The sequence below is a fragment of the Microbulbifer variabilis genome (assembly GCF_052467165.1).
On sequence record NZ_CP174301.1, the window covers coordinates 2,520,146 to 2,534,028 of the forward strand.

Annotated in this window: 14 protein-coding genes; 3 read left to right on the top strand and 11 right to left on the bottom strand. The window is 50.0% G+C overall.

Going from position 1 to position 13,883, the window contains the following annotated elements:
* Positions 1-75 precede the first annotated feature (75 nt).
* The 3 genes from ACJJIP_RS11125 to ACJJIP_RS21815 all read left to right on the top strand — a co-directional run bounded on the left by ACJJIP_RS11125 (position 76) and on the right by ACJJIP_RS21815 (position 3,967).
* Positions 76-1,410, top strand: a complete 1,335-nt coding sequence (locus ACJJIP_RS11125) for a glutamine synthetase family protein (RefSeq protein WP_020415223.1) — start codon at positions 76-78, stop codon at positions 1,408-1,410.
* 425 nt (positions 1,411-1,835) lie between these two features.
* A complete protein-coding gene (locus tag ACJJIP_RS11130) occupies positions 1,836-3,344 on the top strand; it encodes a M4 family metallopeptidase (protein WP_507015801.1) in 1,509 nt (502 codons plus the stop codon).
* A gap of 14 nt (positions 3,345-3,358) precedes the next feature.
* Positions 3,359-3,967 (top strand): PPC domain-containing protein, encoded by a 609-nt coding sequence (locus ACJJIP_RS21815; protein WP_507015802.1) that lies wholly within the window; start codon positions 3,359-3,361, stop codon positions 3,965-3,967.
* A 113-nt stretch (positions 3,968-4,080) separates the two neighbouring features.
* Here ACJJIP_RS21815 and ACJJIP_RS11135 read toward each other — a convergent pair whose 3' ends face one another.
* The 11 genes from ACJJIP_RS11135 to ACJJIP_RS11185 form a co-directional block, all read right to left on the bottom strand.
* Positions 4,081-5,739, bottom strand: a complete 1,659-nt coding sequence (locus ACJJIP_RS11135) for an alanine/glycine:cation symporter family protein (RefSeq protein ID WP_020415221.1) — start codon at positions 5,737-5,739, stop codon at positions 4,081-4,083.
* Between the two features lie 109 nt (positions 5,740-5,848).
* A complete protein-coding gene (locus ACJJIP_RS11140; RefSeq protein WP_020415220.1) occupies positions 5,849-6,874 on the bottom strand; it encodes a D-cysteine desulfhydrase family protein in 1,026 nt (341 codons plus the stop codon).
* A gap of 338 nt (positions 6,875-7,212) precedes the next feature.
* Complete coding sequence (gene yajC / locus ACJJIP_RS11145) at positions 7,213-7,545, bottom strand: preprotein translocase subunit YajC (RefSeq protein ID WP_020415218.1); 333 nt, start codon at positions 7,543-7,545, stop codon at positions 7,213-7,215.
* 111 nt (positions 7,546-7,656) lie between these two features.
* The gene (locus ACJJIP_RS11150; protein WP_020415217.1) at positions 7,657-8,103 is read right to left on the bottom strand and encodes a helix-turn-helix domain-containing protein; all 447 of its coding nucleotides are present in this window, start codon (positions 8,101-8,103) and stop codon (positions 7,657-7,659) included.
* Between the two features lie 413 nt (positions 8,104-8,516).
* Entirely contained in the window at positions 8,517-8,993 is a 477-nt protein-coding gene (bcp, locus tag ACJJIP_RS11155) for a thioredoxin-dependent thiol peroxidase (protein ID WP_444945120.1), read from the bottom strand.
* Positions 8,994-9,078: 85 nt separating this feature from the next.
* Positions 9,079-9,600, bottom strand: a complete 522-nt coding sequence (locus ACJJIP_RS11160; protein ID WP_040629442.1) for a DUF2244 domain-containing protein — start codon at positions 9,598-9,600, stop codon at positions 9,079-9,081.
* A gap of 173 nt (positions 9,601-9,773) precedes the next feature.
* Complete coding sequence (locus ACJJIP_RS11165) at positions 9,774-10,754, bottom strand: malate dehydrogenase (RefSeq protein WP_353375329.1); 981 nt, start codon at positions 10,752-10,754, stop codon at positions 9,774-9,776.
* Between the two features lie 131 nt (positions 10,755-10,885).
* A complete protein-coding gene (locus tag ACJJIP_RS11170) occupies positions 10,886-11,512 on the bottom strand; it encodes a dUTP diphosphatase (protein ID WP_444945121.1) in 627 nt (208 codons plus the stop codon).
* A 28-nt stretch (positions 11,513-11,540) separates the two neighbouring features.
* Entirely contained in the window at positions 11,541-12,317 is a 777-nt protein-coding gene (locus ACJJIP_RS11175; protein ID WP_020415212.1) for a TatD family hydrolase, read from the bottom strand.
* A 7-nt stretch (positions 12,318-12,324) separates the two neighbouring features.
* A complete protein-coding gene (locus ACJJIP_RS11180) occupies positions 12,325-12,678 on the bottom strand; it encodes a PilZ domain-containing protein (RefSeq protein ID WP_020415211.1) in 354 nt (117 codons plus the stop codon).
* A gap of 126 nt (positions 12,679-12,804) precedes the next feature.
* A complete protein-coding gene (locus tag ACJJIP_RS11185) occupies positions 12,805-13,827 on the bottom strand; it encodes a DNA polymerase III subunit delta' (RefSeq protein WP_444945122.1) in 1,023 nt (340 codons plus the stop codon).
* Positions 13,828-13,883: the final 56 nt, after the last annotated feature.

Consider the following 13,883-nt stretch of genomic DNA (forward strand, 5'->3'; position numbering starts at 1 on the left):
ACAACAACGCAAGCAGGCGCCCAAGCGTATACTGAAGTCACCACAGGGAGAGGTCATTTTACCTAAGGGGCTAAGATGCGGAAGATTACAAACTGGCTTGCAGAGCACCAAATCGCCGAGGTGGAGTGCCTGGTACCTGATATGTCGGGCAATGCCAGAGGAAAGTTCACCCCAACCGACAAATTCCTCACCCAGGACAGCCGCCTTCCGGAAAGCATTCTGGTTCAGACTGTGACCGGCGACTACGTCGATGAACATAACGAACTGGTAGACCCGGCCGATACGGATATGCTTTTGGTACCCGATCCCGATTCAGTTCGCCTAAACCCCTGGGCCAATGATCCCACTGCTCAAATTATTCATGATTGCTATACACGCGATGGTCGACCCCATCCGATTAGTACACGCAATATTCTCAAATTTGTTCTAGAAAAATATTCAGCTAAAGGGTGGAAGCCGATTGTTGCCCCTGAAGTGGAATTCTACCTGGTGAAACGAAATTTAGACCCGGATGAAAAACTTTCCGCACCCGTTGGTCGCTCTGGCCGCACAGAAAAAACCCGGCAATCTTATAGCATCGATGCGGCCAACGAATACGAACCTATCATTGAGGATATGTATGATTTCTGTGAGGCACAAGGCCTGGATGTGGACACGCTTATCCATGAGTCTGGCACCGCGCAAATGGAGATAAATTTTCTGCATGGAGACCCTTTACGACTCGCTGACCAGGTTTTCACTTTTAAACGGACAGTAAGGGAAACTGCACTGCGCCATGGAATTTATGCAACCTTTATGGCGAAACCGATGGAGGATGAGCCTGGCAGCGCACTACACTTACATCAAAGCGTCATTAATGAAAAAACCGGAAAAAATATTTTCACTGACAAAAATGAAAAAGAAAATGAAACATTCTTAAACTTTATTGGCGGCATGCAGAAATATACACCTGGATTTATCAGCTTTTTTGCCCCGAATGTAAACTCCTATAGACGTTTTACTCCGGAAATGGCTGCACCGACCAGCCTGCACTGGGGCTATGACAACCGCACAACTGGATTGCGAGTTCCCGACAGCTCCCCTCAAGGAAAAAGACTGGAAAATCGCTTTCCAGGAGCTGACTGCAATCCATATTTAGCCATTGCCGCCTCTCTCGCCTGTGGCTATTTAGGGATGATCAATAAAGTGGCACCCAGCGCACCTTACCAGGGCGACTGCTCCATGGAGCCCATCACCCTACCCCGCACGCAAGAACATGCCCTAAATCTTTTATTGGAGTGTGAAGAAGCAGCAGAAATGTTTGGCAGGAAATTCGTAAAAGCATGGAGTGCAATTAAGCGCGATGAATACGAGGAGTTCAACAGGGTAATTAGCTCATGGGAGAGGGAGTACCTCCTTCTAAATGTTTAACCTTAAAAATGATCACATTATTTTTTTAAAAATAATATTTAACTGGCACCCCACTCATTCAGCAGGAATAATTAGGCGTATCTTTCGGATTTCTCCGGCAGGATATTAATTGCTGATTTGTGACTACCTGAGCAAAAATATCGAAAACAATTCAAATATATAGGTTTATCATCACCTTTTTGTTGCCACTATGCGTACGCAAGGTAATCTCAGGTTGCCCGTTAAAATCGGGTAACAGGTTTGAGAAAGCGTACGTCATTACCGCATGTGCGGTCCCACCTCTGACGTCTGGTTATCTTCTGCTGTCTTACCGCACTAAAAGACCGGCCCGTACCGACCAGCCATTTTTTTGTAGTAACCCATAAGGGTATCTCCCGGCCCGGACGTCCGGTTTCATATAAAAAGTTATAAAGGGAAAGCTAGCAATGAAACATCTAATAGGAGTTACCTGCACTTTAGCTTTGGCTATAAGTGCCCAGGCTGCCGATCGCATCCCCGCTACACCGGATATGCTCTCGCCGCAGACGCTAACCGCTGCCGCAGGGTCCGATATGGCTCTGGTAAAAGTCCGTGAGCGGACCCTCGGAAGCGGAAAAACTGTTGCCCGCTATCAGCAGACACATAAAGGCATACCGGTTTGGGGACAGACCGTAACCAGTTCAGGCCAGGGTTTAATTACTGAAGTTCACGGCGACGTTCTGACAGGACTGGAAATCGAAGTACCGACTGTCCGCGCATCTATTGACGGTGATAACGCCCTCGATCGCGCAATGAACCACCAGATTACTCAACGAGCCCAACAAGGAATTATGCAGGGAGCGTTATCCCTGCCAGTTCTGAAGCTGGAAGCCAAGAACCAGAAAAAAGAGCTGTTTGTTTACATTAATGAGCAAGATGAGGCTCGTCTCGCTTATCTGGTGAACTGGGTTGAATACGGCGAAGAACCCAGGCGCCCCTTCTACTTCATTGACGCCATGACTGGCGAAGTAATCAAGCACTGGGACGGCCTTACGTTCCAGGATGCTCAGGGCCCTGGTGGCAACCAAAAGACTGGCCGCTATGAATACGGCACTGACTTCCCCTCTATGGAAGTGGATGCCAACTGCCGCATGGATACCACTAACGTGGAAACTGTGGATTTGAACCACGGTACCAGCGGCGGCAGCGTTCACCAGTTCACCTGCCCTTATAATGATTACAAGGAAATCAACGGCGCCTACTCACCGCTGAACGATGCCCACTTCTTTGGAGGTGTGGTCTTCAATATGTTCAACGATTGGTATAACACCTCACCGTTGACCCAGAAGCTGCGTTTACGTGTGCACTATGGCAACAATTACGAAAACGCTTTCTGGGATGGCAGCCAAATGACATTTGGGGATGGCCGTAACACCTTCTACCCATTAGTCAGCCTGGATGTAACAGCACACGAGGTCAGCCACGGTTTCACCGAGCAGAACTCGAATCTTGTTTACAGTGGTCAGCCGGGCGGTATCAACGAAGCCTTCTCTGATATTTCAGGTGAAGCCGCCGAGTACTTCATGACCGGTAGCAACGACTGGCTGGTTGGAGCCCAGATTTTCAAGTCCAGTGGAGCCTTGCGTTATTTTGAAGACCCCACCCAGGATGGAAGCTCCATCGGCCATGCCGATGACTACTATAACGGCATGGATGTGCATTACAGCTCCGGGGTTTACAACCGCGCATTCTACCTGATAGCCAACACCTCTGGCTGGAATACCCGCACGGCGTTTGATGTGTTCGTCCTTGCCAATCAGATGTACTGGGGAACCAACTCTGACTATGACGAAGCTGCCTGTGGCGTTGAGCAAGCGGCTGTTGACTTGGGATACACCAAGGCTGACGTTACTGCAGCCTTCAATACTGTCGGTGTTACCTGTGACGATACTCCTCCCCCCCTCCCGGTGAATTAGAAAATGGTCAGTCTGTGGATGGCCTATCCGGCAGCTCTGGTGATGAACTTCATTACACTCTAGAGGTTCCAGCAGGAGCTACTGGCCTGAGCTTTGCTATGTCTGGCGGAAGTGGAGATGCAGATCTCTATGTACGCTTCGGCGCTGCTCCAACTACTTCCAGTTACGACTGTCGTCCTTTCAGCGGGGGCAATAATGAGACTTGTGATATAGACGATGCAGACGTGCAAGCAGGTACCTATTACGTCATGGTACGCGGTTATAGTTCCTTCTCCGGTGTCAGCCTGGTAGGCAGCTTCACAGGTGACGACGGAGGTGGCAACTCAGACGGCTGGGAGGAAACTAACCTTTCCGGCTCTGCGAATGCATGGCAGCACTTCACCCTGGAGGTAGGCAGTGGTGCATCAACCTTGAATGCAACGATGTCAGGCGGTAGTGGTGACGCAGATCTCTATGTTCGCCATGGTTCAGCACCAACTCGCAATACCTGGGATTGCCGTCCATACAAGTGGGGCAATGATGAAAGCTGCAGCATCAGCAACCCGCAAAGCGGTACCTGGCATATCAGCATTCGTGGCTATCAGTCATACTCCGGTGTCACCCTGAGTGCTCAAGCAGAGTAAATATATCTGCTGAGGAGTTCGATTCCCTTGCCATACCAGCGGAACCGAACAATAAAAAAGGCAGCCATCAGGCTGCCTTTTTTCGCTTCAGGTTAGAGTCCCTAAGAACCACACTATTTGTGGCTGGGATCCTTCCAGTAATCCTTCACCGTATTCTTCATCTCTTTCGCCAATACGGTAATACCGAACAAGTTGGGCAGAGTCATTATGACAATGGCTACAGCGGATAGATTCCAAATAACAGTCGTATCCTCAATTGCCGCCCAGAAGAAGGCGATAACATACACAATTCTGTATGGCATAACCGCTTTGGGGCCAAATAGGTAGATCATGGAACGATCACCATAGTAAGACCATGCGATTGCGGTAGAGAAAGCGAACAGCAAAATTCCCAGGGTAACAATCAAGCCACCATACTCACCGAAGAAACCGCGCTGGAAAGCCTTATTGGTAAGCGCTACTGAGTGCACCAGGGATTTCCCCCAAATATCCACATCTTCATTGGCAAACTTACCATCCACCACATTAAGTACACCGCTGAATTCATCTTCACCCACCCGGAAATCCAAGTCTTCAGCGATAGAGCGCGCATGGATCAAGGTAAAATCCTGAGCGTTTAGCGGGCGACCATCGGTTACAACCACCGAGCCATTATAGGGTTTCACATCGCTGGGCTGGCTACTGAGGTAGTTAAATAACTGCTTCACCTCCTCGGGGTTACCTTCGTCATAACGCCCTTCCACTACATAAGTATCCGCACCCTCAAACAGGTTTTCATGTTTTTCGCTCCAGACACCGGAAGACAAGATTACCAGGCCGGTCAAGGTACAGATAATGATGGTATCGATAAATGGCTCGAGCAGGGAGACCATGCCCTCGGAAACAGGCTCATCGGCACGCGCAGCGGCGTGAGCAATCGGCGCAGAGCCCTGCCCCGCTTCGTTGGAAAAGAGGCCACGGTTTACACCACGGTTAAAGGCATAGGCGAAGCTGGCTCCCAAGAAGCCCCCTACTGCAGCGCTGCCAGTAAAGGCATCGCGGAAAACGGCCACAAAGGAGGGAACGATATTTTCTATGTTGTAGAAAATCACACCCAGTGCACCAATCACATAGATCAGCGCCATTGCAGGAACAATAGTGGAAGTCACCTTGGCGATTCGGGTAATGCCGCCAATAATCACCATACCCAACAGGATGGCGAGTACACCACCGGTCAGGGCTTTTTCAATACCAAAGGAGTCATGCATTGCCTGAGCAATATTATTCACCTGAGGCAGGCTTCCAGTACCGAAAGAGCAGATCACTGTAGCAATGGCAAACAAGACTGCCAGCCACTTCATATTGAGGCGGCGCTCCATATAGAACATGGGGCCACCAGCGTAGTAGCCATCTGCGGCTTTAATACGATACTTATGGGAGAGCGTTACTTCGACAAACTTGGTTGTCATACCCAGGAAGGCGGTCATCCACATCCAGAACAGTGCGGCCGGACCACCCAGGAAAATAGCAAGACCTACACCACCAATATTACCGGTACCCACGGTACCGGAAAGCGCGGTAGCCAGAGCCTGGAAGTGCGAGGTATCACCCGGATCACCAGGTTTATCGTATTTACCCTGGACGATCTTGATTGCGTGCCCGAAATAGCGAATTTGCGGGAACCCAAGATAAATGGTGAAAAAGAAACCTACCCCGAGCAACACCCAGGGAAACCAAGGTGCCGAACCGAGCATGCCGTCCAATGACAGCAGCAGTTGATTAAAGGAATCCAAGCTAACCCCCCACTCCTCTGAATTAATTCTGATTGTTTTATATACAGCAACAGCCGTAATTTGTTGCGCAGGTTAGCAGCTTACGCAGCACTAGAACAGTAAAGGGGCGTTAAACCGTTTGAAATGAAAAGTTTTGCCGGTAGGGAAACAAAGCAAATTGTCCGCCAGTGTGAACAAAAACTATATTGCTGCAACCTTCATAGCTACCATTGCGCAACTGATGTAAAAGCCCGTGAAAGGCTTTGCCGGTGTAGACGGGGTCAAGCAAAATTCCCTCGAGGCTGGCCACCTCATTGATTGTCTGGTAGACCTCAGGACCGGCTGCTCCATACCCAGGCCCGATAAAATTCGCATTTACATCAACCTCGAGAGATGAAAGATTGATCTCGTTTCCCGTCAAGCGGCTCCAGTGAAAGATATCCTCGCGAACTTTGTCCTCGAAGTAGGCTGCACTATCACATACTGCGTACCCGGTGACCTTCGTTTTAACTTGAAGCAACTGGCAACCCAGGGTCAAACCTGCCTGAGTTCCACCACTGCCGGTGGCACTTACAATATACTCTGGCTCAAAGCCTTGGCTGTGACAATCCTCTATTAGCTCCTGCGAAGCAGACAGGTACCCCCAAATCCCCAGCCCGTCACTAGCGCCAGTGGGAATACAAAGGGAGCGATGCCCCAGGCCCAGATATTCCTCTTGCCAATAAGCAAAGTTCCTTCCAAGTTCAGCTGTATATTCTTTGGGCGGATAGATAGATACTTTTGCACCAGCGAGATGGTCCAGAAGCAAGTTCCCATCCACTAAAGTATCAGGCTCTCCCCGCAAAATAAGGTGTACTCCAAGCCCTAGGCGCGCACCGACAAGTGCCGTTGTTCGACAGTGGTTGGATTGAATCCCCCCACAGGTAATCAAAGTGTCACAACCCCGGCTGAGTGCCTCTGCCGCTACAAACTCCAGCTTTCGCAGCTTGTTACCAGACATCCCAAATTCAGTCAGATCGTCCCTTTTTACCCAGATTCTGGGGCCACCAAAAGGAAGGGAGTAACGCTCACTGATTCGATCAAGAGGCTGCAGTGGTGTTGGCAGGTTGCCAAGACAAAGGCGCTCAGGCAACTCGACAGGCAGGCTTTTGGGCACAAGAGACTCCTTTTCTATGGACAGGGCTAATATTGGCGTCGTTGCTCTGTCTGTTTTTACAAAATTGCGGTCGTAGAAAGGGTTACTTAAAGACGAAAACAGCCTTCGTCATAATTCGAGTACCCACCTGAATTTTGTATAATTCTGAAAAGCCCATTATTTTTTGGATTATCGCGGGCTTCGATTCACGCTGACTATTAGCTTGCACTGCTCTTCCAAAAGATTTTTTCTATAAGGGATAACATAGAGTGCAAAGAATCAATCTCACAGAAACGAGAAAGCCCGGCAATCGCCGGGCTTTCTCAACTGGACAATTGTAAGATCAAGCCAAAAGGCTATCAGATCTTTTTAATTGTGCCTTTTGGCAAAACAGCGTGAACTGCCACTTTCTGGAATTTCAAGGACATGTTGTCCGCAACTTCCAGAACAATGTAGTCCTCATCCACCTTATCAACACGACCGAGCATACCACTGCTCATCACCACTTCATCACCTTTTTTCAGGGCACCAACCAGCTCCTGGTGCTCCTTTTGACGCTTGCGTTGAGGGCGAATAATAAAAAACCACATGAACGCGAACAGGCCTGCAAACATCAGCAAGGTAATCATTGGATTACCTTGTGGTGCCGGCGCTGCCTGCTGTGCCATCGCAGAGGGAATAAAAAAGCTCATGCAAAACCTCAAAGAGTCAGCCTATAAAATTGCCGCCAACTCTAACGGGTTTACCCCGTCGAGGCAACGGATCGGGCCGACCAGAGCAAGATCGGCCAAACCAATTTCCACTTAAAAGCGCTGGCGAACCTGGCGTCGATAGCCAGTAGGCGACATACCGGTCCAACGTTTAAAAGCGCTGGTAAAGCTGGTTCTGTCGGAGAAATCCAGAATCCTTGAAATTCCATCAACACTGAGCGCAGTATCCTTCAGGAAGTGCACTGCATGGCGAAAACGCACATGATCGCGCAGTGAGGCGAAGCTCAGATTGTGCTCTTGTAAACGACGCTGCAGTGTCCGGGTAGACATGCTTAAGTCGGAAGCAACGGGGCGAATTGCGAGAGAGGCCTTACCGATGCGCTGCTCAAGCACATCGATCACTCTGGCAGCAATGCCAAAGCTGGTAGCCTCGGGGGGAGCCAGCAGCTGGTCGAGGATATTCGGATCACCGGATATCCTAGCCTGCTGAAGGGATTTATCTTCAGAGAGCGAAGTCTGGTCGGGCTGAGTATGGTTCATCGAGCTGCTCCTTTTGAGTTCCGTGAGCCGCAGTTATTTTTCTATGTCCGCATCAAGCGAATCCCGATTGCCCCTGCCCACTCCAACACCAACTTCTTCAGCGGGCTACCACTCGATGCGGGATGCACCAAAAACAGACATCGAATCCTTCACAGAGATGTACAATTTTTAAACTAACCGCTCCGGCAATACCCCACAGAGACACACTCTCTCGCCGGCGCACCTTTCCTTTACAACGACCAGTATAGACCAAGAATTGAGAATGCAAGGGACGACAGCGGTTTTTTTCATCTTATTGTGCTGTATAGGGCAGAAATACATGGCTGCAGTGCTCGTTTTCCATGCCAAACACCAAAAAGCAGGGCCCAGAGGCACCCAGAGCACCCGCTAAACTATCACTTGCGCCGAATTAACTAATCAAGATTCTCCCCAATCCAGTTAAGGACATCCTCGCTGTGAGTCTTGGTTTTGACTTTATCAATGATATGACGCAAGCGGCCGGTCTGATCAATAATAAAGGTAGTTCTGATCAAGCCCATGTATTCCTTACCCATAAATTTCTTCAAGCCCCAGCAGCCATACTTGTCCGCGATCTTATGATCTTCATCAGACAGGAGGTCAAAATTGAGTTCGTGCTTGTCGATAAAACGTTGCAGCTTGGCTTCTGGATCCGGGCTGACTCCGAGAACCACAGTATTAAGTTTTTCAAAGTCACTACTACTATCGCGGATACCACAGGCTTGGGTGGTACAACCTGGCGTCAGAGCTTTCGGGTAGAAATAAAGCACAACATTACTTTTGTCACAAAAGTCTTTAAGAGAAACCTTCTCACCACTTTGGTTGGTAAGAGTAAAAGCCGGTGCTAAATTGCCGATTTTGGGAAAAGCCATAAGAAATCCCCTGGGGAGTAGTTACAAATAATGTCGGGGATTATATCGAAAAGTGGATAGGGAGGACGCCAGTACTGCTGAGAAATCAGAATTGACGCAAGTGAAACTCCTGCTCCTTGCGAGCAATGATACCGATCCGACCCAGCTTCTGTACCAGCTCAGCCTTCTCCGCATCAGTGAGGAACTCCCCCACTTCCAGGCAGCCCTCAGGCCCACTGAAGCTCACTTTGGCCGGTTCAGCGGAGCTCGCCCCCATACGAACAAGAAGGGCCAGCTTATCTCGGGAAAACTCGCGGTGGTAAACACTCTGCTGCCTAAAGCCCTTACAGCAATCAAAAACCACCTGCTCATTATTAATTCGTATAACCTCACGACGTGTTCCCTCCATGCACACGTAGGCAAACAAAACCCCCAACAGCAGGATCTCAAGGCCGGCAAATGGCAGGATCATCCAGGCTCCAGCAAAGGCAAAGGCAAAGCTAATGCCCAAGGAGACTGCAACAAGAGAGAAAAACACCCATAAGTTGCCGGAAACCGACAGGGATTGATTCGGCTGTAAGAGAATACAGGCACAGCGGGAGGAGTGGCGGCCGACTTCTGTGACCATAGCAAACGCTTCCGACAAACACTTAACAATCAGTGTAGTGCCAGCATCCCAAGCCCACATCCGGCGGGCGACTCATTGGTTCAACCTTTAAGTCACGCCATAAAAAAACCCGCACTAACTGTGCGGGTTTTTAATGCCACCCTGTCTAACGACAGGCTGTCAATTCATTGCGATTATGGCAGCAGGTGAGCTACTGCATCACGCTCTTCCGCCAGCTCCTGCTCTGTAGCAGCCATTTTCTCGCGGGAGAATTCGTTGATTTCTACGCCTTGCGCGATTTCCCAGTCGCCGCCTTTACAGGTGCAAGGGAAGGAGTAAATCAAACCTTCTTGAATACCGTAGGAACCATCGCTGTAAACAGCCATGCTGGTCCAATCGCCTTCAGCAGTACCCAACGCCCAATCGCGCATATGGTCAATAGCGGCGTTAGCGGCGGAAGCGGCAGAAGATGCACCGCGTGCCTTGATGATAGCGGCACCGCGCTGCTGCACGGTTGGGATAAAGTCGTTCTCGTACCAGTCTTGCTCCACTTTATCCATTGCCGGGGTGCCAGATACTTTAACCTGGTGAAGGTCTGGATACTGAGTGGAGGAATGGTTGCCCCAGATGGTCATGTGGGTAATGTCATTAACACTGGACTCAGTCTTATTGGCCAGTTGCGACAATGCGCGATTATGGTCCAGACGGGTCATAGCGGTAAAATTGCGTGGATCCAGGTCCGGCGCATTGCGCTGGGCAATCAAGGCATTGGTATTAGCCGGGTTGCCAACAACCAGAACTTTTACGTTGCGAGAGGCAACATCGTTCAGGGCCTTGCCTTGCGCGGAAAAAATTGCAGCGTTGGCTTCCAATAAGTCCTTACGCTCCATACCCGGTCCACGGGGGCGCGCACCTACGAGCAGAGCGTAGTCAGCGTCTTTGAACGCAACAGTAGCGTCATCGCTCTGTACAATACCCGCGAGCAGCGGGAAAGCACAGTCTTCGAGCTCCATGGCAACGCCTTTTAGCGCTTCCAATGCCGGAGTGATTTCCAACAGCTGCAAAATAACTGGTTGATCTTTACCCAGCATCTCGCCGGAAGCAATACGGAACAGCAGCGAATAGCTGATCTGACCGGCGGCGCCGGTAACAGCAACACGAACAGGTGCTTTCACGATAGTTCTCCTCGTTTGTAAGCGGCCGCATTATAGGGCCTCGTGTGCAAATTTCACCTCAAGCGATAGAATTACTGGCTCAATTTCTTGGTGAATTTCTTTATCGTCCAACCAACGCATTAAAAGAACGATTATGCCAGTGCAATTTCTCGATAACGCTCTTGTAGAGAGCAATAGACCTGGTCACTGTAATCCGCCGCAGAAGGATCGAGCTGCCCGGCAATTTCTGCCAGGTGTTCATTGTCTTCTCGACCAGCCCAGTTCTTTATATAAGTGCCTTCTTTATAACCGTTATCCTGACGAAAACGGTTGAGTACATTTTTGCCAACATATCGCTGGTACAGTTCAGCAAAGGGCATTGCCACATCTGCAAGTAATTGTGCAAAACCACCCAGATCGAACTGCTTACTGGCCAAAGTATTGAGCGTGAAAGACTCCAGGTTCTCGCGAAAATCACCTGGGGCCCGCAATCCCTTTTCTATTTCACCCAGCATAGTTTCAGCCACTTTCTCAGGTGACCCCTGCTGCAACTCCAGGCTAAGACCAAAGTGCCAAATATCTACCAGCTCAAGCTTTACTTGGTCGATTTCCGGCTGTTGTTTTTTCCACCACTTCCAGCCATAGTGATCAAGTAACTCTGCACTCTCTACCCAGATCGCCCGGTACCAGGCAAAATTCTGGGCCCGCCAATTTTCATTGACCATGGTATTAATTTCATCTTGCAGGGTCAGCATGACCTGCAACTGCTGCTTCATCATTCGGGTACTTCCTATAGTCGGGATCAGGCTAGGCTGCCCGCGGGAATAATCTGAAAAAGTTTTCTGTAGTTATTTCAGCCAGCTGTTCGTAGGGGATGCCACGCAACTCGGCAATAAATTCTGCCACCTCACGCACATAAGCTGGAATATTGGCTTTGCCCCGGTAGGGAACCGGCGCTAAGTAAGGAGAATCAGTCTCCACCAGCAAGCGGTCCAGTGGTAGCTTACGCGCAACATCGCGCAGCTCCCCAGCATTCTTGAAGGTGACAATACCAGACAGAGAGATGTAGTAGTTAAGATCCAAGGCGGATCTTGCCATCTCCCAGTTTTCGGTGAAACAGTGCAGTACACCAGCTGTTTCCAGGTTTCCATGTGTACGGATCAAATCGATAGTATCTTCACGTGCATCGCGGGTATGCACAATTACCGGTAATTGCGCACTCCCTGCAGCCTGTAAATGGGCGATAAAACTCTGCTGCTGAACATCTTTGGTTTCTGTACTGTAATAGTAGTCAAGGCCGGTCTCTCCCAACGCTACCACATTGGGACGTTCGGCCATTGCTATCAACTTGTCAACACCGGCCAAACCAGATTCCACATCGAGCGGATGGATACCTACCGAACAGACAACATCGCGGTAGCGAGAAGCGATTTCAACAACTGCGTCGGCATTATCGAGGCTGATGCCAACACAAAGGAACTTACCAACACCACGATCGCGCGCCAATTCAAGCACCGCATCGAGGTCACCATCAAATTTATCGAGCTTTAACCTGTCCAAGTGACAGTGAGAATCTACGAGCATGTGTAAGTTACAACGTATGAGTGGGTCGGCTGGACTCAAGCGTACCGGCCAAATAGGTTTCTATCTTGTTTTGCGCAATATTATCTTTATCGCCAAACTGAACCCCAATCCCGGGAGTTCTGTTACCCTGGGCTCCATTCGGAGTAATCCAAATCACCTTACCTGCCACCGGGATCTTTTCCGGCTCATCCATTAGGCTCAGCAGCAGGAACACTTCATCGCCAAGACTGTAAGATTTATCGGTACTGATAAATAAGCCACCATTCTTCACAAAGGGCATATAAGCCGCGTAGAGAACTGACTTGTCTTGAATCTTCAGCGATAGGATGCCGTTGCGGGCACCGCCTCCCATGGCTTTCATGCTCAACCTCAATGTTCTTCAATGATGCGCTAACTTATCTGAGCGTACTGATTCTGTCCAGAAACAGCGCTTTTTCATCTTTTTCGCACCTGTAATTATAAATTTGCAACCTACTGAAAAGCGGCACTAGACAGTAAAGAGCCTTGCCCAGCGAATCATCAACTCCTCAAGCAGCAGGCGACGATTGGGGTTAGCCCCGCTCTTTAACCCTTTGCGCGCTTGAAGTAGGTGATCATAGAACCCAAAGAGAGGACGCAAACCCTCCTCCCCACCACCAGGTAAACGCTGTAAAAGCGCCATTAATTGGGCATCACCGGTCAAATCACAACTGCGTACCTGGGCCATTTGCGAGATCCACTGCTGCCAAAACTGCAGAAGCTGCTCTATTTCTGTGCACTCCGGAGGAGCCTCCCAACGCCCGGCAACTGCAACAGCACTGGTGCGCCCTTCAGCAATACACGTGAGCTCCCGCAGGAACTTTTCACGTACTTCACGGGCTTGGGGCTCAGCCAACTCAGCCGCCAACAGGGGCGCACCACCAGACAGAGCCAGCGCACGCCGTGCCAGCTGTTCTTCCAGGCCTTGATTGTGCAGCCATTGCAAAGCCACTTCCTCTGCTGGAGAGGGAAAAGTAATCGACTGACAACGGCTGCAGATCGTTGGCAACAGCCCAGCAGGAGAATCACTAATCAGCAAAAAAATAACCGATGCCGCCGGTTCTTCAAGATTTTTTAGCAGGGCATTAGCAGCATTGATATTCATCGCTTCCGCCGGTGCCAGCCAGACCAACCGCGCCCCACCGCGGCCACTAGTTCGCGAGACAAAATCACCCAATTGGCGAACCTGCTCCACCTTAAGTGGAGAACCGGCTTTTTCCGGTTCTATTCTCAGGAAGTCTGGGTGGGAACCAGCCTGCCACAAGCGGCAATCTTTACAGCCTCCGCAAGCCTGGCCACCCTGCGGTTGTTCACACAACACCAACGCAGAAAAAGCTTCAGCAAATGCGCGTTTACCCAGGCCAGCCTGCCCTGTTAGCAGTAAAGCATGTGGGCAGCGCCCTGCCCGCCACTGGGCTCCAATGCGCTGCCACTGCAAGGCCTGCCAGGGCAACAGCTCGGGGATAGGTATATGTTGAAATGTTTCAGACACTGACAATTGCCAAGTTTAGATCCAGGAAATTTTTTTAAATGAACACGCCCACTTTG